Annotated in this window: 19 protein-coding genes and 2 pseudogenes; 14 read left to right on the top strand and 7 right to left on the bottom strand. The window is 66.8% G+C overall.

Annotated elements, in window-relative coordinates; genetic code table 11:
* Positions 1–35: 35 nt before the first annotated feature.
* From ACIQCY_RS00105 to ACIQCY_RS00095, 3 genes are all read left to right on the top strand, one after another.
* Entirely contained in the window at positions 36–1,415 is a 1,380-nt protein-coding gene (locus ACIQCY_RS00105) for an MFS transporter (protein ID WP_400481852.1), read from the top strand.
* A 100-nt stretch (positions 1,416–1,515) separates the two neighbouring features.
* Positions 1,516–2,991: a four-carbon acid sugar kinase family protein gene (locus ACIQCY_RS00100; protein WP_400481851.1), complete on the top strand. Its 1,476-nt coding sequence runs from the start codon at positions 1,516–1,518 to the stop codon at positions 2,989–2,991.
* Positions 2,992–3,037: 46 nt separating this feature from the next.
* The gene (locus ACIQCY_RS00095; RefSeq protein ID WP_400482419.1) at positions 3,038–3,934 is read left to right on the top strand and encodes an NAD(P)-dependent oxidoreductase; all 897 of its coding nucleotides are present in this window, start codon (positions 3,038–3,040) and stop codon (positions 3,932–3,934) included.
* Between the two features lie 66 nt (positions 3,935–4,000).
* Here ACIQCY_RS00095 and ACIQCY_RS00090 read toward each other — a convergent pair.
* Positions 4,001–4,982, bottom strand: a pseudogene (locus tag ACIQCY_RS00090) (helix-turn-helix transcriptional regulator); the annotation flags it as partial.
* A gap of 101 nt (positions 4,983–5,083) precedes the next feature.
* On the opposite strand from ACIQCY_RS00090, the gene ACIQCY_RS00085 reads away from it, so the two are divergent.
* The 5 genes from ACIQCY_RS00085 (at position 5,084) to ACIQCY_RS00065 (ending at position 11,250) form a co-directional block, all read left to right on the top strand.
* Positions 5,084–5,548 carry a VOC family protein gene (locus ACIQCY_RS00085; RefSeq protein WP_400481850.1) on the top strand — a complete coding sequence of 155 codons (465 nt, stop codon included), beginning with the start codon at positions 5,084–5,086 and terminating at the stop codon, positions 5,546–5,548.
* A 355-nt stretch (positions 5,549–5,903) separates the two neighbouring features.
* Positions 5,904–6,974, top strand: a complete 1,071-nt coding sequence (locus tag ACIQCY_RS00080) for an extracellular solute-binding protein (protein ID WP_400481849.1) — start codon at positions 5,904–5,906, stop codon at positions 6,972–6,974.
* A gap of 128 nt (positions 6,975–7,102) precedes the next feature.
* Complete coding sequence (locus ACIQCY_RS00075) at positions 7,103–8,155, top strand: ABC transporter ATP-binding protein (protein WP_400481848.1); 1,053 nt, start codon at positions 7,103–7,105, stop codon at positions 8,153–8,155.
* 50 nt (positions 8,156–8,205) lie between these two features.
* Positions 8,206–10,005, top strand: a complete 1,800-nt coding sequence (locus tag ACIQCY_RS00070; RefSeq protein WP_400481847.1) for an ABC transporter permease — start codon at positions 8,206–8,208, stop codon at positions 10,003–10,005.
* A gap of 414 nt (positions 10,006–10,419) precedes the next feature.
* On the top strand, positions 10,420–11,250 hold the full coding sequence (locus ACIQCY_RS00065) for a serine hydrolase (RefSeq protein WP_400481846.1): 831 nt from the start codon (positions 10,420–10,422) through the stop codon (positions 11,248–11,250).
* A 28-nt stretch (positions 11,251–11,278) separates the two neighbouring features.
* On the opposite strand, the gene ACIQCY_RS00060 is transcribed toward ACIQCY_RS00065, so the two are convergent.
* Positions 11,279–12,247 carry an EamA family transporter gene (locus tag ACIQCY_RS00060; RefSeq protein WP_400481845.1) on the bottom strand — a complete coding sequence of 323 codons (969 nt, stop codon included), beginning with the start codon at positions 12,245–12,247 and terminating at the stop codon, positions 11,279–11,281.
* Between the two features lie 88 nt (positions 12,248–12,335).
* On the opposite strand from ACIQCY_RS00060, the gene ACIQCY_RS00055 reads away from it, so the two are divergent.
* The 4 genes from ACIQCY_RS00055 to mmsB all read left to right on the top strand — a co-directional run bounded on the left by ACIQCY_RS00055 (position 12,336) and on the right by mmsB (position 17,057).
* Entirely contained in the window at positions 12,336–12,881 is a 546-nt protein-coding gene (locus tag ACIQCY_RS00055; RefSeq protein ID WP_400481844.1) for a CGNR zinc finger domain-containing protein, read from the top strand.
* A 232-nt stretch (positions 12,882–13,113) separates the two neighbouring features.
* Complete coding sequence (chvE, locus tag ACIQCY_RS00050; protein ID WP_400481843.1) at positions 13,114–14,232, top strand: multiple monosaccharide ABC transporter substrate-binding protein; 1,119 nt, start codon at positions 13,114–13,116, stop codon at positions 14,230–14,232.
* Between the two features lie 72 nt (positions 14,233–14,304).
* The gene (gene mmsA / locus ACIQCY_RS00045; protein WP_400481842.1) at positions 14,305–15,852 is read left to right on the top strand and encodes a multiple monosaccharide ABC transporter ATP-binding protein; all 1,548 of its coding nucleotides are present in this window, start codon (positions 14,305–14,307) and stop codon (positions 15,850–15,852) included.
* A complete protein-coding gene (gene mmsB / locus ACIQCY_RS00040) occupies positions 15,849–17,057 on the top strand; it encodes a multiple monosaccharide ABC transporter permease (RefSeq protein WP_400481841.1) in 1,209 nt (402 codons plus the stop codon). Before mmsA ends, mmsB begins: the two co-directional genes overlap by 4 nt.
* An 81-nt stretch (positions 17,058–17,138) precedes the next feature.
* On the opposite strand, the gene ACIQCY_RS00035 is transcribed toward mmsB, so the two are convergent.
* From ACIQCY_RS00035 to ACIQCY_RS00015, 5 genes are all read right to left on the bottom strand, one after another.
* The gene (locus ACIQCY_RS00035; protein WP_400481840.1) at positions 17,139–18,560 is read right to left on the bottom strand and encodes an AAA family ATPase; all 1,422 of its coding nucleotides are present in this window, start codon (positions 18,558–18,560) and stop codon (positions 17,139–17,141) included.
* Between the two features lie 77 nt (positions 18,561–18,637).
* Complete coding sequence (locus ACIQCY_RS00030; protein WP_400481839.1) at positions 18,638–19,033, bottom strand: hypothetical protein; 396 nt, start codon at positions 19,031–19,033, stop codon at positions 18,638–18,640.
* 46 nt (positions 19,034–19,079) lie between these two features.
* Positions 19,080–19,691 (bottom strand): hypothetical protein, encoded by a 612-nt coding sequence (locus ACIQCY_RS00025; protein ID WP_400481838.1) that lies wholly within the window; start codon positions 19,689–19,691, stop codon positions 19,080–19,082.
* A gap of 78 nt (positions 19,692–19,769) precedes the next feature.
* Positions 19,770–20,483, bottom strand: a complete 714-nt coding sequence (locus tag ACIQCY_RS00020; RefSeq protein ID WP_400481837.1) for a DNA alkylation repair protein — start codon at positions 20,481–20,483, stop codon at positions 19,770–19,772.
* Positions 20,484–20,866: 383 nt separating this feature from the next.
* Positions 20,867–21,265, bottom strand: coding sequence for a hypothetical protein (locus ACIQCY_RS00015; RefSeq protein ID WP_400481836.1), 399 nt, complete (start codon positions 21,263–21,265; stop codon positions 20,867–20,869).
* 320 nt (positions 21,266–21,585) lie between these two features.
* Between ACIQCY_RS00015 and ACIQCY_RS00010 the strand changes: the two are divergent.
* Positions 21,586–21,930 (top strand): annotated as a pseudogene (locus tag ACIQCY_RS00010) (helix-turn-helix domain-containing protein); the annotation flags it as partial.
* A 203-nt stretch (positions 21,931–22,133) separates the two neighbouring features.
* Entirely contained in the window at positions 22,134–22,499 is a 366-nt protein-coding gene (locus tag ACIQCY_RS00005) for an integrase core domain-containing protein (protein ID WP_400481835.1), read from the top strand.
* The last annotated feature ends 90 nt before the right edge of the window (positions 22,500–22,589 follow it).

Here is a 22,589-nt window from a genome sequence, read left to right as displayed (position 1 = left end):
ACCACCACTACAACAACCGCACTTAGGAGAGTCCCATGTCCGCTACGGACGCGGTCAAAGACGACCTGGACAGCCCCGCGCTCGCCTCCGCCGTCAAGAAAGCCGCACGGCACCTGATGCCGATGCTCATCATCCTGTACTTCGTCGCGTTCCTGGACCGCACGAACGTGGGATACGCCGAAGCCGCCCTCGAGATGGACCGCGGCATCAGTGCCGGCGCGTTCGCCCTCGGCGCCGGCATCTTCTTCATCGGTTACGCGATCTTCGAGATCCCGTCCAACCTGCTGCTCAAGAAGTTCGGGGCGCGCTGGTGGCTGGCCCGGATCGCGGTGACCTGGGGCATCGTCGCCTCGGCCTTCGCCTTCACGACCGGCGACACCATGTTCATCGTCCTGCGGTTCCTGCTCGGCGTGACCGAGGCCGGGCTCTTCCCGGGCGTCATCATGTTCCTCTCGGAGTGGTTCCCCAACAAGGTCCGCGTCCAGATGTTCGCGCTGTTCTACCTTGCGCAGCCCTTCTCCCAGATGCTCGGCAATCCGATCTCGGGCGCACTGATCTCGTTCGGCGACACCTACACCCCGTGGCGCGGCTGGCAGGTCATGTTCTTCACCGAGGGCATGATGGCCGTCATCGCCGGCATCGCCGCCATCTTCTTCCTCATCGACAGTCCGCAGAAGGCGAAGTGGCTGGACAAGGACGAGAAACGCGCACTGCTGCGGGTCATGGAAGCGGAGGACGAGGTACGCAGCACGGACGGGCCCTCGGGCATCCTGCGCGCCATGGGCAACTGGAAGGTCTGGTACTTCACCGTCATCTACTTCTGCCTCCAGGTGGCCGTGTACGGCACCACGTTCTACCTGCCGCAGCAGGTGCGGCGCATCATCAGTCCCGACGCGGAGTTCTGGCAGATCGGCCTCATCTCGGCCATCCCGTGGTTCGTCGGGCTGTTCGTCTGCTACTTCGTGGGCAAGAATGCCAACACCATCCGCCGTCGGCGTACGTGGGGCACCATGTTCTACGTCTCGACCGGCCTGGCGACCATCGGTGCTGCCTTCGCCGGCGAGAACGGGATGCCCGTCCTCGCGATCGCCTTCCTCGTGGTCTCGGTCTCCAGCTTCCTGGCGTGTGGTCCCATCACGTGGTCCTACCCGACGGCGTTCCTCACCGGCACGGCGGCGGCAGCGGGCATCGGGCTGATCAACTCTCTGGGCAACCTCGGCGGGTTCGTGGCCCCGATCATGCGCACCGCGATCGACGAGCGCTACGCGACCGAGACAGGGCTCTACGGCACCATCTCGGTGGGCGTCTTCGCCTTCTTGGCCGCGGTGATGTTCATCCTGACCCGCAACATGCGGTCCCGCTCGGATGCCCTGCTGGTGGCCGAGGAGAAGGAAGCCGCCGTACCCGGCCACTGACGGGGACTGACCGCCGGTGGCGGCGCGGTACGACCCGCCGCCACCGGTGGTTCCCCGGACCACCTCCCACGCTTCCACCCACGGCACGACGGAGCGCTGCATGCCCACTGAATCGTCCCTGTTGTCCGGCTACCCGCCAGAAGTGTCCATCTCGGCACGGGAGGTGGCCGCGGTCGTGCAGTCCGGGCGCCCGGCACGGATCTTCGTCGTCCTCGATGACGACCCGACCGGGACGCAGTCCGTCGCGGACCTCCCGGTCCTGACGCGCTGGGACGTCGAGGACTTCTCCTGGGCGTTCAGCCAGGGCAAGCCGGCGGTGTACGTGCTCACGAACACCCGCAGCCTCGACGCACCGGAGGCGAAGGCCCGGAACGAGGAGATCGTCCGGAATGCCCTGACCGCGGCAGCCGCAGAACCTGTGGCACCACCCCTCGGCTTCGTCAGCAGGTCGGATTCGACGCTGCGCGGGCACTATCCCCTCGAACCGGACACCATCGCCGCGACCGTCCTGGACGCCACGGGGGAACCCACCGACGGCGTCGTGATCGTTCCGGCCTTCCCCGACGCCGGGCGCATCACGATCGGTGGCGTGCACTACGTGCGAGCGCCGGAGCTCGGCGAGGACCAGCTCGTTCCCGTGTCGGACACGGAGTTCGCCCGCGATGCCACCTTCGGTTATCGGAACGCCTCCCTCGCGCGGTACGTGGAGGAGAAGACCGGCGGACGTGTCCCGGCGGATTCCGTGATCGTGCTGGACCTCGGCATCATCCGCGCAGGCAGCACCGGCGGCGGTGCCACGGCATCGGCCCACGCGATCGCGGATGCCCTCTCCGATGCGACCGAGGCGGCACCCATCGTCGCCGACGTCGTGACCGAGAACGACCTCCGGGCCCTGGCGCTCGGCCTGGAGGAAGCGGAACGACGCGGCAAGAAGCTCCTGTACCGCGTCGGGCCGCCCTTCATGCGGGCGCGGATCGGCCAGGACATCCGCGCCGAACTCACCGGTGCGGAGGCGTACGCCGGACATCAGCCGTCCGCCGCCGGCGGGCTGATCGTGGTCGGCTCCCACGTCGGCGTCACCACCCGGCAGCTCGGCGTCCTCACCGCCCAGCACCACCGGGCGCACACCATCGAGATCGACGTCGAACACCTCCTCGACGAACGCTCGGCCCACCACCTCGACGAGGTCGTGGCGGACGTCGTCGCGCAGCTCGGACAGGGCGACGTCATCCTGCACACGAGCCGCCTGCTGGTGCGGACCAGCGACGCGGCCGCCAGCCTCGGGATCGCCCGGACCGTCTCGGCCGCCGTCGTCGCCGTCGTGAACCGCACCCTGGGGCTCTTCCCACCGCGCTTCGTGATCGCCAAGGGAGGGATCACCTCCTCGGACGTCGCCGCTCACGGGCTGCAGATCAGGCACGCCATGGTCCGGGGCCCCATGCTGCCGGGCATCGTGAGCCTGTGGGAGCCGGTGGACGGACCCGCGCAGGGCATCCCGTTCGTCGTCTTCGCCGGCAATGTGGGGGACGATTCGTCCCTCGCCGAGGTGACGAGGAAACTCAGCTCCACCTTCTGACCAGTACCTCCCGACAGCTCCTACCCAGCATTGGATGGCGAACCCCATGACCGGAAGCTACTCCGTCACAGTCCTCGGCCTCGGCGCCATGGGCCTGCCGATGGCCACGCGCCTCGCCACGGCCCTCACGGTCCACGGCTTCGACATCGCCGAGCCGAGGCTCGCTCTGGCACGCGGGGCGGGGATCCGCACCTTCGCCTCCGCGCGGGAGGCAGCGGCGGGAACGGACGCGCTGCTCCTCGCCGTGCGCAACGGGGAACAGCTCGACGACGTCCTGTTCGGCGACCAGGGGGTGGCCCCCGTGCTGAGGGACGGCGCCGTCGTCATCCTGACCAGTACGGTCGGGACCGACGCCATCCCGGCGACCGTGGCGCGCCTCGCCGAGCACGGCGTCGCCCTGGTCGACGCACCGCTCTCCGGAGGTCCGAAGCGCGCCGGCGAGGGTGACCTCCTGATCGTGGTGGGAGCCGAACCGGCCGCGCTCGAGGTGGCCCGGCCCGTGCTGGAACTCCTGGCGTCCACCCTGACCGTGGTGGGGGACAACCCCGGGGACGGACAGGCGCTCAAGACGGTCAACCAGCTGCTGTGCGGCGTGCACATCGCAGCCGCAGCCGAGGCTCTGGCGCTCGCGGACGCACTCGGACTCGACCCCGCCAGGACCCTCGCCGCCCTCGGGGCCGGGGCAGCCGGATCCTTCATGCTCTCGAACCGGGGACCGCGCATGCTGGAGGCCTACTCGGAGGAGGGTGCCGAGGTCCTCAGCCGGCTCGACATCTTCGTGAAGGACATGGGCATCGTCGGCAAGGCGACCCGGGCCGCGGGCCTCGCTGCGCCCGTGGCCTCGGCCGCGGAGCAGCTGTACCTGCTGGGACAGGCACAGGGCCTTGCTGCAGAGGATGATTCAGCGGTGATCAGGGTGATCGCTCCCACCAGGCGTTCCTGAGCGACCGGGTGCATCGGGCGTCCGTTCCGCAGGGGCGGCGCGCCGTTCCTGGCCCTCGGCGCGATCCGGTCGGCCGGACGCCGTCGCGGCGTTCCTGGCCGCGAGCCGCGCGAAGGCCTCGGTGAGTTCAGGAGGGCCCACGACGTCGATCCAGGTGTCGAAGCGATTGAGGGACGCCGCGAGGGCCAGCCAGGACCAGGATCCGGCGTCGAGGCCGCATCGGTGGGGCCCAGGTCTTCCACGATGCCGTCGCCCGCCAGGGGCAGGACCTCCCCGGCCGGTCGGCCGAGGATGACCCTGCCGTTGCAGGGCCACCGGTCGGCGTGCTCCGAACCCTTGAACCGTGCGGACACGTACCCGGCCACGTCGCCGCCGGGGATATCCCGAGGGGTGAAGCGGGGTCCGTTCGGGATGCGCGGAGCGATCCGGTCGGCGCGGAAGATGCGCCAGTCCTCGCGCCCGAGGTCCCACGCGACGAGGTACCAGCGGCCCTGGGACGTCACGAGATGATGCGGTTCCACCCTGCGGGCGGCGCCGGATCGGCCCCGCCCGTCGGTCGGTGACCCGCGTAGTCGAAGCGCAGCACCTCGCACGCGCGGACTGCCATGGACACCGTGACGAGCACGTCCGGCGCGGCCGGGGCGGGCGTCGCGCTCCCGGGGCGAGCCGGGATCGTCGTGACCTCGAGGGCGTCGAGGCGATGGCGCAGCCGGGAGGGCATCACCTGCCGGACCGTCGTCAGGGCGCGGACGGCCCCTTCCTCGATGGCCGCCCCGGAGGCAGCCGCCGTCTGCAGGGCGATCGCCAGGGCGACGACCTGGTCGTCGTCGAACAGCAGCGGGGGCAGCTCGCTGCCGGAGCCGAGCCGATATCCGCCGTCCGGCCCCATGGTCGCCTGGATGCTGTAGCCCATCTCGCGCAGGCGGTCGACGTCACGTCGGACGGTGCGATGGCTGATACCCAGCCGCTCGGCCAGCAGTGCGCCCGGCCAGTCGCGCCGGGCCTGCAGGAGGGACAGCAGGTCGAGGAGCCGGGAGGTGGTGGCCATGGTCTGATCGTAGATCGGATGTAGGACAGAAACTGACCTGCACTCCTGCGAGCGTTGTTGCTGCCGGGACAGGCCCGGCACCTTCAGCACTGGGAGCATCCATGAGCATCACGACCACCACGCACCTCAACTTCCGCGGGGAAGCACGTGCCGCCCTCGAGTTCTACCGGTCCGTCTTCGGGGGCCGGACCGTCATCGCCACCTATGGTGACGTCGGTGCGCCTGCGGGGACGCCCGGCGCCGAGGACGTCGTGTTCGGGCAGGTCGAGACCGAGCAGGGCTTCCGTGTCATGGCCTACGACATCCCCGGTCAGGCAGGAGTGCCGGCGGACTCCTCGGGCTCCACGCGCCGGGAGAACGGCGCCACCATCACCGACCAGCCGTTCTTCGTCTCCGTGCGCGGCGAGACGCTGGATGAGGTGCAGGACTACTGGGCGCGGCTGTCCGTCGGCGCGTCGATCATCGACGGCCTCAGCGCCTCGGCGTGGAGTCCCGGCTTCGGCATGCTCACCGACACCTTCGGGGTGACCTGGATCCTCGACGTCGCCGCCGGTGACGTGCGGTAGAGCCGCTCGGTGCCGCGGCGGGCGACGACACGCGCCGCGGTCAACGGATCAACCGGCCGGGCCAGGACCGTTGCAGCGGACGCGGCGATCATCGTCGCGGCTGCCCGGAGCCGAGTACGAGTGACCGCCGCCAGAACTGCAACTCGAGCTCGAACGGTGCGCGTTGACCGGTGCATCGAGCGTCTGCGAGCCCGCCGCAGGAGGTGAGTTCACCTCACGTTTCATGGCAAGCGGACGTCCGTTCATGAGGTAGGAGGACTGTTGATCGTTGCACCAATCCTGAAAGCGGGCTTTTTGGCTACTTTTGTGCGAGGTTGGTGCAAGCAGTGTCGCTACTAGGGAATCGAGTTCTTCCGTGTCAAAGAGAATTAGCTACGTCGCTCTTACCGCTTCGGCAGCCCTGCTGCTGACGGCCTGTGGTGGGTCCTCCGCCGAGAGTGAGGCTGGTTCCACGGCTGGTGCCGGTGAGCCGTTGATCGTCTACACGAACTCCAATTCCGAAGGGCGTGGCGAGTGGCTGCAGGAGAAGGCCGAGGCAGCCGGATTCGAGATCGAGATCGTCGGCGCAGGTGGCGCGGACGCCACGAACAAGCTCGTCGCGGAGAAGAACAACCCGGTTGCCGACGTCGTATACGGCTTGAACAACGTGTACTACGAGCAACTCAAGAGTGAGGACGTTCTCGAGACGTACACGCCTGCGTGGTCCTCGGAAGTCGACGAGGCCCTTGCTGATCCCGGAGACGAGAAGGCGTACTGGCCTCTGGTCGAGCAGGCGATCGTCCTGGCCTACAACGCAGACGCTGTGTCGGAAGCCGACGCCCCGGAGGACTGGACGGATCTGTGGTCCAAGGATGAGTACAAGGACCGCTACGAGCGGGTCAGCGGCATGGGAGCGGCAACCACCCAACTCGTCATGGCCGGGATCCTCAGCCGGTACAAGGATGAGTCCGGCGACCTCGGGGTGAGCGACGAGGGTTGGCAGCAGATCGAGCAGTACTTCCAGAACGGTGTTCCTGCTGTCACGGATCTTGATCTCTTCGCCCGTTTCGCCGAGGGTGAGGTCGATTTCGGTCAGATGCCTTCCTCCTCCATCCCCGGGCGTGAGGAAGCCTACGGTGTGACCTCGGGGGTCGTGAGCCCGGAAGACGGAGTCCCCTATGCAATCGAGCAGGTAGCCCTCATCAAGGGATCAGACAACCAGGACGAGGCCAAGGAGTTCATCGACTGGTTCGGCAGTGGTGACGTCCAGGGCGAATGGGCGGCACAGTTCAACTCGCTGCCGGTCAATGAGACAGCGCTCAAGAGCGCGAAGCCGGAGACTGTCGAGTTCGACGAGCAGTTCACCCGCCAGGACATCGACTGGGCCTTCGTTCAGGAGAACCTCGGCTCCTGGATCGAAAAGATCGAGCTCGAGTACATGCCTTAGCGGGCTCGGCCGCCGCAGCCGTGTCAGCCATGACCCCTGACTTGGAAGAGGGGTGCGCGACCTGGATCCAACAGATCCGGTGGCGCACCCTGCTTTCCTCTCCCCAGCCCACGTGAAGGAAGACCCCCATGATCCGCTTCGACAATATAAGCGTCACCTTCGACAGCTTCACGGCGATCAGTGACTTGAACCTCGAAGTGTCAGAAGGCGAGTTCTTCACCCTGCTGGGCCCATCCGGTTGCGGCAAGACGACCGCGCTGCGCACCCTCGCCGGTCTGGTGAGCCCGTCCTCGGGTGACATCCACATCGATGGGAAGAAGGTCACCGCCCTTCCCAGCGACAGACGGGGAGTGGGAATGGTCTTCCAGAACTACGCACTGTTCCCCTCCATGAGTGTTTGGGAGAACATCGCTTTTGGTCTGAAGGTCCGCAAGACGGGCTCCAGTGAACGCACCGAAATGGTTCGCGATATCGCACGGCGCGTGGACCTGACCGAGAACCAACTCGACAAGAATGTCTCCGAACTCTCGGGCGGTCAGCAGCAGCGGGTCGCCATCGCCCGCGCACTGGTCCTCAAACCCAAGATCCTGTTACTGGACGAACCACTGTCGAACCTCGATGCCAAGCTACGACAGCAGCTGAGGGTGGAACTGAAGGACCTTCAGGTCCAATCCGGCATCACCACGGTCTATGTCACGCACGATCAGGATGAGGCCTTGACGATGAGTGACCGTATCGCGGTCTTCAACAAGGGCAAGGTCGAGCAGATAGGTACCCCGCAGGAAATCTACGAACGCTCTGCCACGGAGTTCGTCTGCAACTTCATCGGTGACAGCTCGAAGCTTGGCCCGGGCTTCGTCTCCCGCGTCAGTTCGACTTCTGGAAGGCACCTGGATCCGCATCAGCTCTCCTACCTCCGGGTGGAGAAACCATCCATCGCTGCGGGCAAGGGCACGATCCTCGGCAATACCTCCGAGCCGGACGGCCACACCGTCCCGATAGAAGGCCGAGTGGTTGCACGCAGCTATCACGGCCAGCACAGCCGATACACAGTGCGAAGCCACGACTCCGATGTGAAGGTGCTCGTCAAGGAAACCGGAGCTCCTGCCCTGGACATAGGACACACCGTCCAACTCCACGTTGATCCCGCACACATCCTGCAGTACCAGGGAACACCGTGAGCCGCGGGACGAGCTCACGAATGTTCAGGTCGCCCCTGGTCATCGTGACAATGCTCGTTCTGACGTGGTTCAGCGCCGCGTTCCTGCTCTGGCCGAACCTGAACCTGCTCGCCGAGACGTTCTTCCCCGGGGGCGAGTTCACCGGCCGCGCCGTGGAACGGCTGCTGTCCTCCGACCGGGCGATGAAATCACTGGCCAACAGCTTCCTCCTCGCCGTCGTCCTCGCCGTCACGGTGAACATCGTGGGCATCTTCGTCGTCCTGGTCACCCAATACTTCCGGATCCGCGGCTCCAGGATCCTGTGGCTCGGGTACGCGACGACCTTCCTGTTCGGGGGGATCGTTCTCGCGGCCGGGTACAAGTTCATCTACGGCGCAGACGGAATCGTCACGAAACTGGTCGCCAACTACTTTCCCGACATGAACCGGGAGTGGTTCGGCGGGTTCTTCGCAGTCCTGTTCGTCATGACCTTCGCCACCACCACGAACCACCTCCTCTTCCTCGGCAACGCAATCCGCGATGTCGACTTCCAAACCATCGAAGCGGCGAGAAACATGGGCGCCTCGGACTGGACGACGCTCCGCAGGGTGGTCCTACCCGTTCTGAAGCCAACGCTCTTCGCAGTCACCATCCTGTCTTTCCTCACCGGACTCGGTGCCCTCAGCGCGCCTCAGGTTCTCGGGGGTGAGGACTTCCAGACCATCACGCCCATGATTCTCACCTTCGCGAACACGTCCACCTCCCGCGACATCGCAGCCCTTCTTGCGCTCATCCTGGGCGTGGCGACCATCGCGATGCTCGCCATCATGACGCGCCTGGAACGCGGGGGAACCTACTACTCGGTGGCGAAGGTATCGGCGCCCCTGCAGAAGCAGGCCATCAGGAACCGGCCGATGAACATCATCATGCACGTCCTCGCCTACCTCCTGTTCCTCCTGTACGTCTCGCCCCTGCTCCTGATCCTGCTGTACTCCTTCATGGACAGCGCCGCCATCAGCACCGGCGTCCTGGCACCGGATCGATTCACTCTCGAGAACTACGCCCGCGTCCTCTCCCAGGAGTCGGCGCTCCGCCCCTTCATCGTGAGCATCGTCTACAGCGGTCTCGCCGCGATCATCACCGTCGGCGGACTTCTCTTCGTCGCACGAATCATCCAGAAGTACCGCACGAGGATCACCTCGACCTTCGAGTACCTGCTGCACATCCCGTGGATCCTGCCGGCCGCCATGATCGCCCTCGGGCTCGTCATGACCTACGACGAACCCAACCCCCTCCTGGGCGGAGCAGTGCTCAGTGGCACGACAGTGATTCTCCTGATCGCCTTCGTGGTCGTGAAGATCCCCTTCACCCTCCGTATGCTCAAAGCCGCCTTCAGCTCGGTCAACGACTCCATGGAAGAAGCTGCAACCATCATGGGCGCGGGCGCGCTGTACACCTTCCGCAGGATCCTCCTGCCGGCCGTGCTTCCCACTGCCGCCGCCATCGCTGCCCTGAACTTCAACAGCCAGCTCGACGACTACGACACCGCGGTCTTCCTCGCACACCCGCTCTACCAACCCCTCGGGCTGCAGATCAAGGCCAACACCGACGGAGGAGCTGACGTCAATGCGATCGCCAACACCTTCGTCTACACCGTCCTGCTCATGATCCTGATGGGCCTGACCATGTATCTCGTCTACGGCCGGGGCGGGAGACGGCGGCCAGGAAGGCGTCGACCCGGTCAGCCCACGGTCAGCACCGGACCGGACAGCCCGCCGGAAGGCAGCGCCAACGAAGCTCATGTTCCACTCGGGCCGGCAGCGTCCGAGGAGAACCAGCCTGTGCCCATCGCTCCGTCCAGGGTCCTTTAGAGGCCTTCGGACAGCCACCTTCGCCGCGCACAGGTCGGAGGGAGCGCTTGCGCTCCCTCCGACCTGCACCTCGGGATCCTGGCGCTGGATGCACCATCACGCGTCTTGCGGTCAGCACCTTGGCGCAGCCGATGACTGTGCGCTGGAGGACCGCGCTGTTCTGCTGTTGGCCTGCGCCACGCCCCGCCTGCGGCGTCGCCGTCGGATCCCTCCGTATGATGGAGCGCTGTGTGGCTGCTGCAGCAGCGAGCGCGACGATCAGGAAGGGAGGCACATGGCGCAGGGTCCCGACCCGGTGGCTCCCCGGCCGATCCGGAGCCAGGAGTTCCGTTCGCGACGACGGCGGGACCTCCCGTGACCGGGCCGACGGTGCGGCAGCCCGGTCGCCGCCCTCCCTCCCGCAGGGTCCGCCGCATGCGGACGATCTGGGCCGCCGTGGCCCTGGCCGTCATCGTCGTCGTCGTGTACCTCCTGGTGCGCTCGCCGTCGGTCATACCGACGGAGGCCATGCCCCCGGCCGGAGTTCCGACCGCCCCCGTCGCCGCTGCACCCGCTTCCCTGGACGACGACATCGCCGCGATCCTCGAGGAAGCAGGTGACTACCGGGTAGGGGTGGCACTCGCCGATGTCTCCGGGGACGCCACGCGGACCTTCGGGGACGAGACCGCCTTCTTCGCGGCCAGCACGGCCAAGATCATCACCGCCGCGGCTTTCTACCACCTCGTCGAGATCGGTGAGGCGAGCCTCGACGACAGCCTGGGCGACTACGATGCCGCCTTCCAGATCGAGGCGATGGTCAACAACAGCAACAACGATTCCTGGCTCCTGCTCATGGATGCCGTGGGCCACCCGCGGCTCAAGGAGTACGCGGAGTCCATCGGCATCACCTACGATCCCGAGGAGAATCTCCTCACCGCCGCGGACATGGCCGTCGTGCTGGAACGGCTGTACACGGGGGACCTGCTCGACGAGGACAACACCGCCCGGTTGCTCGGGTACATGCAGGACACCAACAACGAAGAGCTCATCCCCGCAGGTTCGCACCCCGACGTCACGGTCCACCACAAGTACGGACAGGTGGACGGGGAACTCCATGACGCCGCGCTCCTCAGCTACCGCGAGTCGACCTTCGCGCTGGTCATCTATACGGAAAGCGCCGGGGGCAACGTCGAGGACGATCAGGTCCAGCTCATCCGCTCCCTGACCCGCGCCGTCGAGGACGCCCTGTTCCCACCGGCTGCCTGACGGGGACACCGGCGAGCCCACGCCACACTCACGCGCGCGGCAGCGGCTCCACAGGATTGGGCTGATCCGGCGCGGCGGCACCGGCATCGGCGGTGCGCAGTTCATCGAAGCGCACGCACACCACTCCCGCGACGATCAGGAGCCCGCCGAGCAACTGGATGGCACTGGGCAGCTCGCCCAGGATCAGCCAGGACGCGAGCACGGCGAACATCACCTCGGTCAGCGCCACGAAACTGGCCACCTTCGAGCCGAGGCGCTGCGCGGCCACGATCCCGGTGACGTAGGCGGCCACCGTCGCCACGAGCACGAGGACGGCCACGGGGACGATCCAGCTGTAGGTGGCACCCGCGAGGGACACATCCGAGAACACGAACCGGAACGGCATGATGTTCGTCAGCCCGAGGACGAGGATGGTCGCCGCCGCGACCACCATCCCTCCGCCGGCCATCACGAGCGGCGGCAGTGATTCGTCCACCCTGGCGGACATGAGGAAGAACACCACGAGGCACACGGCGGCGGCGAGCCCGAAGAGGACACCCACGGGATCCAGGCGCGCGTCGCCCGTGAGGTCCAGGACCAGCAGGAGCCCGAGGATGGCCGTGACGGACCCGATGATCGTGAGCGCCTGCGGTGCCTTGCGGCTGCGCAGCCACAGGAACCCGACGATCAGCACGGGCGCCAGGTATTCGAGCAGCAGCGAGACGCCGACGGACATGCGCTGTACGGCATTGAAGTAGAACAGCTGGCACAGGGCGATCGCCGTCGTCCCGTAGACCCCGATGGTCAGCGCGTTGCCGCGCAGCGTGGACCAGCGTCCGCGCATCGCCATCAGGACGGGGATCAGGAGGACGACGGCGGCACCCCCGATGCGGAGGCCGACGGCGGCGCCGGGGCTCCAGCCGATCTCGAGGAGGGACTTGGCGAACGGGCCCGAGACCCCGAACGTCGCAGCGGAGACGAGTGCTATCCAGAGGCCGGCGGCGGGGCGCAGGGTCACGTCCACTCCCTTCGGGTCGGTTGACTGGTGTCATGAGTGACAAATGGTTATGGTCGTGACACTAGGGGCCGCGATGTCAGGAGTCAACATGTCTTTCACCTATGACACCGAGGTGGCGCTCTCCTCTGCCGCCGCGTTGATCAACACGGCCAAGGACGACGTCGACCCGCTCGACACCCTCGAGGGCCTCGACCGTTTCCTCGAGGAGCAGCGCTTCACGGGCTCGAGGACGCACACGGAGGACGAGCTGCGCTCGGTCCGGGCACTCCGTGCGGAACTCCAGGTGATCTGGTTCGCCGAGGAGGACGACGCCGTCGGGCTCGTCAATGCCATCCTCCGCAGGGCCAACGCGCTCCCCCAACTCGTCCGCCACGACGAGTGGGACTGGCACCTCCACGCCACCGCTCCCGAAGCCCCGCTCGAGGAGCGGATGGCCACCGAGGCCGCCATGGCCCTCGCCGACGTCATCCGCGGGCACGAACTCGACCGCCTGCGCTCCTGTGCGGCCGAGGACTGCGACGGCGTGGTCCTGGACCTGAGCCGCAACCGCTCCCGGCGCTTCTGCGACACCGGAAATTGCGCCAACCGCACGCACGTGAAGGCCTACCGCGCCCGGAAGGCCCAGGGCGCCTGATCCTCCGCGGCACGTTTCACTTCGGTAACGTTTCCGAGTCCCCTTGATGTAACCCTTGTCACATGGATAAGTTGTCTTCGCCTACATATCGTCGATGGCAACATCGGCCGGGCGCTACAGCGTTGTATCAGCTCGATCCAGCCATCAGGCGAACCAGGGCCACCCGCCGTCACCACCGGCCCGTACCCCGGTTCACCCGCCACCGGTCGGATCCTTTTCAAAGGCTCAACCCATGACCACGATCAAGAATGTCTCGGCCTTCCTGCTGGCAGTCGGTGTCGCAGCGGGCATGTCGGCCTGCGCGCCCGCTGGATCGACCCCCGAAGCCGAGGGCGACTCCGCCAGCAGCTGCAACGTCGGCATCTCCATGCCGACGCGCAGCCTCGAGCGCTGGATCAACGACGGCGAGGGGCTCAAGGAGAAGCTCGAGGCCGCGGACTGCACCGTCGACCTCCAGTACGCCGACAACAAGACCGACCAGCAGATCAGCCAGATCCAGAACCAGGTCGCCGGTGGGGCGAAGATCCTCGTCATCGCGGCCATCGACGGACAGACCCTCGGACCCGCCCTCGAGGACGCTGCGTCCCAGGACGTCAAGGTCATCGCCTACGACCGCCTCATCAACGGCACCGAGGCCGTGGACTACTACGCCACGTTCGACAACTACAAGGTGGGCCAGCTCCAGGGCCAGTTCATCGAGGAGCAGCTCGGCCTCGCCGACGGCAAGGGCCCCTTCAACCTCGAGCCCTTCGCGGGCAGCCCGGACGACAACAACGCGGCCTTCTTCTTCGCCGGTGCGTGGGACGTCCTCCTGCCCTACGTCGAATCGGGCCAGCTGGTCGTCCCCTCCGGGAAGTCCCCGGCGGACAACGACGGCTGGAAGGCCATCGGGATCCTCGGCTGGGGCTCCGACGACGCGCAGGCCGAGATGGACAACCGCCTGCAGTCCTTCTACACCGGCGGCGACAAGGTCGACGTCGTGCTCTCCCCCAACGACAGCCTGGCGCTCGGCATCGAGGCGTCCCTCGACGCCGCAGGCTACAAGCCCGGTAGCGACTGGCCCATCATCACGGGACAGGACGCGGACGTCGCCAACGTCAAGGCCATCCTGGCCGACCAGCAGTCGATGACCGTCTGGAAGGACACCCGCGAGCTCGGCAGCCAGGTCGAATCGATGATCGCGTCGATCGTGGCCGGCGACGAGGTCGAGGTCAACGACACCGAGACCTACGACAACGGCACCAAGGTGGTGCCGTCGTACCTCCTCGACCCCGTCGTGGTGGCCAAGGACGACGTCGAGCCGACGCTCGTGGAGTCCGGCTTCGTCAAGGCAGCAGACATCGGTCTCTGACCATCGAATGGGCAGAACGGGGCGCGGTCACGAACCGCGCCCCCTTCTGCCCGAGAGCGAAGCGAGAACAGCATGAGTGACGTAATCCTCAAGATGGACGGCATCGTCAAGGAGTTCAACGGCATCAGGGCCCTCGACGGAGTCTCGGTGAGCGTGGAACGCGGCGAGGTCCACGCGATCTGCGGCGAGAACGGCGCCGGCAAATCCACCCTGATGAAGGTGCTCAGCGGTGTCTACCCGCACGGCAGCTTCGACGGGACGATCACGATCGACGGAGAGCCGGTGGCCTACGGCTCGATCAACGACAGCGAGCGCGACGGCGTCGTCATCATCCACCAGGAACTGGCGCTCAGCCCGTACCTCTCGATCGCCGAGAACATCTTCCTGGGCAACGAGGTGCAGCGCGGCGGAGTGATCGACTGGAACAAGACGAACCTCCAGGCCACCGAGCTGCTCGCCCGGGTGGGACTGCAGGAGAACGCCGCCACCAAGGTGCTCGAACTGGGCGTGGGAAAGCAGCAGCTCGTGGAGATCGCCAAGGCGCTCTCCAAGGAGGTCAAGATCCTCATCCTCGACGAGCCCACGGCTGCCCTGAACGACGACGACTCCGCGCACCTGCTGAACCTGATCGAGCAGCTGCGGACCCAGGGCATCACCTCGATCATCATCTCCCACAAGCTCAAGGAGATCCGCGCGATCGCCGATACCGTGACCGTCATCCGTGACGGCCAGACCATCGAGTCCTTCCGCGTCACGGACAGCGACGACATCGAGACCCGCATCATCCGTGCCATGGTCGGGCGTCCGCTGGACCACCAGTTCCCCCCGCGGGAACCGGATATCGGCGAGGAGAAGTTCCGGGTCGAGGACTGGTCGGTGCACCACCCCATCGATGTGGAGCGGATCGTCGTGGACCGCGCGTCCTTCCACGTCCGCGCCGGCGAGATCGTCGGCTTCGCGGGACTCATGGGCGCCGGCCGCACGGAACTCGCCATGAGCATCTTCGGGCGGTCCTACGGGAGCGGGATCTCCGGCCGGGTCTACAAGGACGGCGTGGAGATCCAGACCCGCACCGTCGGTGAGGCGATCCGGAACGGGATCGCCTACGTCACCGAGGACCGCAAGCGCTACGGCCTGAACCTGATCGGCAGCATCACGGTCAACGTGTCGGCTGCGGCGCTCGGGAAGCTCGCGCGCCTGGGCATCATCGACCGGCACAGGGAGTACGCCGTGGCCGACGAGTACCGCAAGCAGATGAACATCAAGACGCCGAGCGTCTCCTCCGTGGTGGGCAACCTCTCCGGCGGGAACCAGCAGAAGGTCGTCCTGAGCAAGTGGATCTACTCGGGACCGGACGTGCTGATCCTGGATGAGCCGACGCGAGGGATCGACGTCGGCGCCAAGTACGAGATCTACGGGATCATCAACGAGATGGCGGCCCAGGGCAAAGCGGTGATCGTCATCTCCAGCGAGCTGCCTGAACTGATCGGCCTCTCGGACCGCATCTACACCATCGCGGAAGGCAAGCTGACCGGCGAGCTGGACCGCGCCGACGCCACCCAGGAGGAGCTCATGCGCCACATGACCGCCGCCAGGAACCAAGGAGCACAGGCCTCATGACCACCACCACGCCCGAGCAGGCCACTGCTCCCGTCCCGCCGCGGCCCGACCCCGTGAAGAAGAAGCGGCGCCGGGTCGACATGCGCCAGTACGGCATCCTCGCCGCCCTCGCCGTCATCATCCTCCTGTTCCAGGTCCTCACCGGCGGCCGGCTCCTGTACCCGGGCAACGTCAGCAACCTGATCCAGCAGAACGCCTACGTGCTGATCCTCGCCATCGGGATGGTGATCGTCATCATCGCGGGGCACATCGACCTGTCCGTGGGTTCGATCGTCGCCACGGTCGGCGCCGTGGCGGCACTCTCCATGAACAACTGGGGGCTCCCGTGGGGTGCCGCCGTCGCACTGTCGCTCCTCGTGGGCGCACTCATCGGTGCGTGGCAGGGCTTCTGGGTCGCCTTCGTGGGGATACCGGCGTTCATCGTGACGCTCGCCGGCATGCTCGTGTTCCGCGGCGTGGCCCTCGTGCTCCTGACCGGTGGAACCATCAGCGGACTGCCGCGGGCCTTCAACTCGATCGGCTCCGGAACGCTCCCGTCAACCGGCACGCCGGACCTCATCACGCTCGGCATCGGCGCCCTGGCCTCGCTGGCCCTGGTGGTCCAGCAGCTCAAGGGACGCGCGGACCTGCGCCGGCTGAACCTGCCCCGCGAGCGGACGCTGTCCTTCGTCCTCAAGATCGCCATCGCCGTCGTCGCCATCATGTACCTGTGCTACCTGCTGGCGTACAACCGGGGCACGCCGATCATCCTCGTCATCCTCGCGACGCTCGTCCTGCTCTATTCGTTCCTGCTCTCGCGGACGGTGTTCGGGCGGCACGTCTACGCGATGGGAGGGAACCTCTACGCGGCCATGATGTCCGGCGTGAAGACGAAGTGGGTCAACTTCTTCATCTTCGTGAACATGGGCTTCCTCGCCGGCCTCGCCGGCGTGGTCAGCACGGCCCGCGCGGGCAGCGCCGTGGCTTCCGCAGGCGGAAGCTTCGAACTCGACGCGATCGCGGCCGTCTTCATCGGAGGAGCCGCCGTGCAGGGCGGCGTCGGAACGGTGGTGGGCGCGGTGATCGGCGGACTGGTCATGGGCGTCCTCAACCAGGGGCTGTCCATCCTCTCGGTCGACGCGGCGTGGCAGCAGGTCATCAAGGGCCTGGTGCTGCTGCTCGCGGTGGCGTTCGACGTCTACAGCAAGCGCCGCACGGGCCGCTGAACCGACCGGCCACCGGCCGGCTGGTCACTTCCCCGGGAGCGACCAGCCGGCCGGCCCCGCGAACGCGGGGAACCAGCGCAGCTAACGCCCGACGTCGCCCGCTGTGCCCTCGGCCAGGCCGCCCGGACCGTACTGGAAGGTCGGCTGTCCGTCCGGTCCGCCATCCTCCCGTCCCGCACCGTTGCTGCCGAGCAGGCTCCTCGTGAGGGACGCGCTGTCGGCCATCAGTTCGTCCACCGCGGCCAGCAGGTGGGCATCCGCCACCGGTACGCCCTGCAGCGCGGCACCGAGGACGGCCCGCCGGACGAGCTCCCGCGTGAACGACGCCGTCGTGCCGTCGATCCTCCCGGCGGCCGTCCCGATCACGTCCGCACTGAAGGGCAGCCCGCGGGCGTAGAGCCGCAGGAGGGCTGCGCGCTCGTGCTCGGCGGGAAGCGGTACCTCGACTGCCAGGTCCACGCGGCCGGGCCGCTGCGCGAGTGCCCGCTCGAGCATGTCGACGCGGTTGGTGGTCAGGACGAACGTGACGTCCGCATCGGCGTCGAGCCCGTCCATGGCATCGAGCACCTCGAACAGCAGGGGCTTGGGTCCCTGGCCGAAGCTGCGGTCCTCGGCGATGAGGTCGCAGTCCTCGAGGACGACGATCGACGGCTGCAGCGCACGCGCCATGCGGGCCGCCTCCCCCACGTTGACGAGACTCCCGCCGGACAGGAGGATCGCCGTCGTCCCCTCGCTCCGGCTCAGCAGGAAACGGACCGTGTGCGTCTTGCCCGTGCCGGGCGGCCCGTACAGGAGGATGCCGCGCTTGAGGTGCTGGCCGGCCGCGACGAGCGCTTCCCGGTGGGCTGCGATGCCGAGCGCGTGCTCCGTGACCCGGGCCAGGAGACCGTCGGGGAGGATGACGTCGTCGACCGTCAGGCCCGGCCGCGGGTGGAAGGTCACGCCGGCGCTGCTCGGGCCGAAGTCCTCCATGGTCAGGGACAGGATCTGCCCCTTGAGCACGCTCTCGTGCTGCATCCGCCGCCGGAATTCCGCGAGGAGGCCGGCCGTCACCACTGCGTTCGCGCAGAGCACTTCGATAAACGCCGCCTGCCTGCCGTACCCCGGCTCGGCCTTGCGCTGGAGCAGCGCAACCGGCACGCCGTCCCGGTGCAGGAGGCGCAGGCCCAGCGCGACGGTCTGCCGCTGCTCGTTCGGGCCCACGGGGAGATTGGCGTAGTCCGGTTGGGAGAGGGGGAAGTTCGAATACGCGTCCGCCTGCTGGAGCATGTCGGACAGCGACAGGTGATGGCGCTGGTCGCCTCCGCCGATTCCGACCAGGCGACCCTCCCCGTCCATGAGGGAGGAGAGGACGATATCCGCATCCACGAAGCGGCTGGACGGGACGTCCTCCACCACGACCGGCACCGTACCCGGTGCGGCGCCGAGATGCGCGGTGAGTTCGTCGAGGAGTTCCCTGCCCCGCGAGGAATGCGGCTGCGCTTCCTGAGCGAGGCGCACCATGCTGCTGAAACTATGAAGAAATCCTGCGATGTCGTCCCCCATGAGGGGAGGCCAACAGCGCCGTCAAGAGGCGCGCGCTAGCCGTCCTGCTTCGGCAGGCGCACTCCGTAACGGGGTTCGTCGCCGGGTTCGTCGCCGGGTTCGTCGCCGGATTCGTCGCCGCGCTGTGCGGGCTGCGCCTGGCGATCGGGATTGGCGGAGGAACGATTGACGCCGGAGCCCTTGCTCAGGTGCTCGGAGTTCGGTGTCTCGGCCATCATGAGCATCGCGCAGATCACGAGGGAGGCGATGAAGGCGATCCCGGCCGCCGTCAGGCCGAGATCCACGCGCAACTCGTTGGTCCCACCGCCCGTGGCGAAGATGGACGTCGCCACCCCGGCCACCACGGCGAGGACCGCGGAGAAGACGAGCGGGGCCTTGATGCCGTGGCGGAACCGCCCCTGCGTGGGTTTCCCCGGCTGGCGCTTGGCCACGGGCACTCCTTCCGGTGAAGCAATACTTCTACGAGACGTAGAGCATCTAGTTTACGGGGTCCGGCTCGCCGAGGGCGCCGGAGGCGGAGGGTGCGCTGAGCGCTGAATCGTGCCGGTAGCTGAGGGCGGCGATACCGAGGACGACGGCGGTGAGCAATGCGCCTCCCCCGGTCACGCCGAGCAGAGCATGGGCGCCGAGTCCATCGACGAACGGGAGGATGGCCCCGGTGACCAGGCCGATCGTCCCGACCGTGATGAGATCGCGAGCGGCCGCGTGGCCCCGCACCGCCGACCCGCGAACCAGTTCGGCCCCTCCCGCGACGACCAGGGCGACGGCGCCCGCGAAGGCGAAGCTGCGATCGTCGATGAAGACGAGGCTCGCGATGCCCGCGCCGAGGAGCAGCCCCCCGCCGACGTCGGTCAGAAGCTTCGCCCGGGGTCCCCAGTGCTGCATCCGGTGCGTCCAGAGGTACGCCGCGCCGGTGAGCAGGAGGTAGAGCCCGCCCACGACCGACAGGACCAGCGTCGAGGGCTCCCGCCAGAAGATGGTCATGAGCCCGAACACGGCGCTCACCACGGCCCGGGCCAGGAAGGGCTTCCAGGCGAGGAGTTGGGCGGTATCGGGGCCGGCACCCGGTGCAGGCGATGCAGCAGCCATCAGGGGCCTCTCTGGAGGGGGACGCGGGGGCCGGGCGATCTCCGGCAGAACCAGTTTAGTCCTCTACCCCGGCGGATATCAGGCGGAAGCGGGACCGCTGGAGGGGACACCGGGATCGGTGCGTCGCCCGACGATCTCCCGGATCCAGATCGGCGCGAACGGTGACGTGCAGTTCGGCGGCGTCGGATAGTCCTTGAGGACCTCGAGCCGCTCACCGATGTCGAGGGCCCGGGCCCGGTGTTCCTCGTGCTCTATGCCGATCTGCGCCAGCGTATGGTTCATGGCCCACTGCAGGCGGTCCGGGGCCGCCTGCATACCGGCCTCGATCGTGTCCAGCAGGCCCGACAGATCGAGCCCACCGGGCGCCTTGGCCACGCGCTCGGAGGTGAGCTCCCACCCGGCGCCGGCCACCACCGGCTCGGTGTCCGCCATCCACTCCAGGCGGAGGTGCTCGGCGTGCGGGCTCTTCTTCACCACGTAGTTCACGAGCCAGTCCTGAACCTTCGGAGCGCGCGCCGCGCGCAGCATCGTGTCGAGTTCCTCCGCGCCGAGGTCCTTCGGACGGAAGATCAGCAGTGCGAGGAGCCGCGCCACGGTGTCACCGGTGGCCCAGAGCTCGTGTGCCAGGTCCTGCTGGCCCTTCAGCCGCTTCGCCAGGGTGCGCAGCGACGAGAGGTTCACGCCGTGGTCGTCCCCGTGCCTCTCGTTGACCGCGCGCATGCGCGGATCCTCGAGCGTCGCCAGTTCCGCCAGCACGTCTGCCACCGTCGGGGCGCCGGGCTCCACTGACATTCCTACCTCCGATACCCTGCTCGCTGTCACAACATCCTCCCGCTACCGGAGGGGATGCGCCAGCGGTCGAGACGGGGGTCAGTTCTGATGGGGATCGAGTGATGTTCCGGTTTCTCGGCGAGGGCTCGTCGGAGCTCCTCCTGGAAGGCGTGGTCGTTGACGGCAGGATACGTCTGCTGGAGTTGTTGGTGGAACCAGCACCCCCCCACTGGTGAGCGGGTGGTGGTTCTTCCCCTGAGTTGAGTGCCCTCCGCTCAACTACGAAAAAATGCTAGCACTCGAACCATTCGAGTGCTAGAAGTCCTGCCAACCCGAACGGGCACCGCTTGTATGTGTAAGCCACCGATCTACGGACGACCTGTACCGATAATGCACAGCTCTGATCAGTGAGGTCTTTCAGCGCCTGGTTCCTCCAGGTGCCCGAGGGATTTCTCCTGAAGGAACTGACACAGCGAAGCCGCGACGAGGAGCTCTGCGGCAAGCCCATGCATCTGTGCTGGACTCAACGTTGTTTCAGCGTCCCGCATGCCGATGGTGATCGACCACGCCGGGTCCCCGACGGCTACGGGCTGCATGAAGATCTCCGTTCCGTCATCGCGCAGCGGGACGGTCACGAGCCCGGTATCAGCACCCTCGTCACCGTCCTGCACCAGGACGGTGATCAGCGCACCGCCCTCCCTGGTGGTCCGGAACTCTTCAACCCACGCTTCAAGGGTCTGCTTACTGCGAAAGGGCATCGGAAACTTCCTGTCCTTACTGCGGAAGGCGCGCAGCAAAGGCACCGGCCGGAACGTACATATCGGGTCGGCCGCTTGAGTGGCATGAAGATCTCCTTCAAGCGGCGCTACCGCGACGCGCTGACAGCACGGTGCGCGGCTTACCCTCCCATCCTGCAGCGTATGCCGCCACTCCCACACCCCTGTTCGCTGCAAGACGACCCTCGAATGCCGGAGTTGACAGGCGAAAGGTCACGTCAGCGCTACTGCGCATGCACAATCAGCAATCTGATAGCAGGACAGCATGATGGTCGCACCGGCATCACTGGTTATAGAACTGACGGAGGTTGTTGACAGTCGGGTCTTCCAGTTGAGAGGAAGACTTCATGACATCAAGACCGTCCGCGTCGGCCCTTCGAGCAATGGAGCGTCGAGCCAATCACAAGCTCGCGATCCTGCGTCACGTTGAGGAGGTCAGCGGGAGCGTCGCGGCGACGCGTCGTTACTACGGCGTCAGCCGGCAGGCGTACTACAGGTGGCTCAAGCGCTACGAGGCCGAGGGCTTCGAAGGGTTGAAGGACCGCTCGAGCGTTCCGCACCATTCACCGACGGCGACAGAGGTGGACGTGGTCGAGAAGATCCTCTGGCTGCGTCAGCAGTACCACTTCGGGCCGGCGAAGATCACGATGTACCTGAAGCGGTATCACGAGATCACGATCAGCGCCTCCGGTGTCTGGCGGAACCTAAAGAAGGTCAACCTGAACCGCCTCCCTGCATCCCAGCCCCACAAGCGTACTGAGACCCGCTGGAAGAGGTACGAGAAGCAGCGGCCAGGGCACGCGCTGCAGGTTGATGTGAAGTTCATTGAGCCCCTCGGGCAGACCGTGCCTGTCCGACGCATGACCAGAAGACCGCGATTCGCTTCATCGATCATGTGCTCTCGAAGCTGCCGGTCAAGGTCGAGAAGGCCCAAACCGACAACGGCAGCGAGTTCGGGCAGTCCTTCCACTGGCATCTGCTCGACAAAGGCATCGGGCACATCCGTATCAGGCCGGCCACGCCCCGCCTCAACGGCAAGGTGGAGCGTTCACACCGGATCGACTCCGAGGAGTTCCACCGCCTCCTCGAGGGACAGGTCATCGATGATGTGAACCTCTTCCAGGACCGTCTTCAGCAATGGGAGGACCACTACAACTACGATCGACCCACCCGGAGCTCTTGCCGGGATCACACCCTACGAACGCCTCAAGCAGAAAACCCTGGATCCGCTGTCATAAGCCTCGGTCAGTTGCACACCTAGGGCGTGTCTCCCAATGCTTGGAGCCAGAGTGTGATGGCTCTGAGGACGGCTGCGCCGCGGTAGGTGAGCGAGAGCTTGTCGTAGCGGGTG

The sequence above is a fragment of the Arthrobacter sp. NPDC092385 genome (assembly GCF_044755105.1).
Taxonomy (GTDB): Bacteria; Actinomycetota; Actinomycetes; order Actinomycetales; family Micrococcaceae; genus Arthrobacter_D.
The sequence above is the reverse complement of the archived record's forward strand: the minus strand, read 5'-3'. Positions and strand labels throughout refer to the sequence as shown.

Coding starts and splice junctions, on each gene's coding strand:
- ACIQCY_RS00025 (WP_400481838.1), bottom strand. CDS start 19,691: ATGGCTGCTGCATCGCCTGCACCGGGTGCCGGCCCCGATACCGCCCAA.
- ACIQCY_RS00065 (WP_400481846.1), top strand. CDS start 10,420: ATGCGGACGATCTGGGCCGCCGTGGCCCTGGCCGTCATCGTCGTCGTC.
- ACIQCY_RS00035 (WP_400481840.1), bottom strand. CDS start 18,560: ATGGTGCGCCTCGCTCAGGAAGCGCAGCCGCATTCCTCGCGGGGCAGG.
- ACIQCY_RS00095 (WP_400482419.1), top strand. CDS start 3,038: ATGACCGGAAGCTACTCCGTCACAGTCCTCGGCCTCGGCGCCATGGGC.
- mmsA (WP_400481842.1), top strand. CDS start 14,305: ATGAGTGACGTAATCCTCAAGATGGACGGCATCGTCAAGGAGTTCAAC.
- mmsB (WP_400481841.1), top strand. CDS start 15,849: ATGACCACCACCACGCCCGAGCAGGCCACTGCTCCCGTCCCGCCGCGG.
- ACIQCY_RS00070 (WP_400481847.1), top strand. CDS start 8,206: ATGCTCGTTCTGACGTGGTTCAGCGCCGCGTTCCTGCTCTGGCCGAAC.
- ACIQCY_RS00055 (WP_400481844.1), top strand. CDS start 12,336: ATGTCTTTCACCTATGACACCGAGGTGGCGCTCTCCTCTGCCGCCGCG.
- ACIQCY_RS00075 (WP_400481848.1), top strand. CDS start 7,103: ATGATCCGCTTCGACAATATAAGCGTCACCTTCGACAGCTTCACGGCG.
- ACIQCY_RS00105 (WP_400481852.1), top strand. CDS start 36: ATGTCCGCTACGGACGCGGTCAAAGACGACCTGGACAGCCCCGCGCTC.
- ACIQCY_RS00085 (WP_400481850.1), top strand. CDS start 5,084: ATGAGCATCACGACCACCACGCACCTCAACTTCCGCGGGGAAGCACGT.
- ACIQCY_RS00020 (WP_400481837.1), bottom strand. CDS start 20,483: ATGTCAGTGGAGCCCGGCGCCCCGACGGTGGCAGACGTGCTGGCGGAA.
- ACIQCY_RS00100 (WP_400481851.1), top strand. CDS start 1,516: ATGCCCACTGAATCGTCCCTGTTGTCCGGCTACCCGCCAGAAGTGTCC.
- chvE (WP_400481843.1), top strand. CDS start 13,114: ATGACCACGATCAAGAATGTCTCGGCCTTCCTGCTGGCAGTCGGTGTC.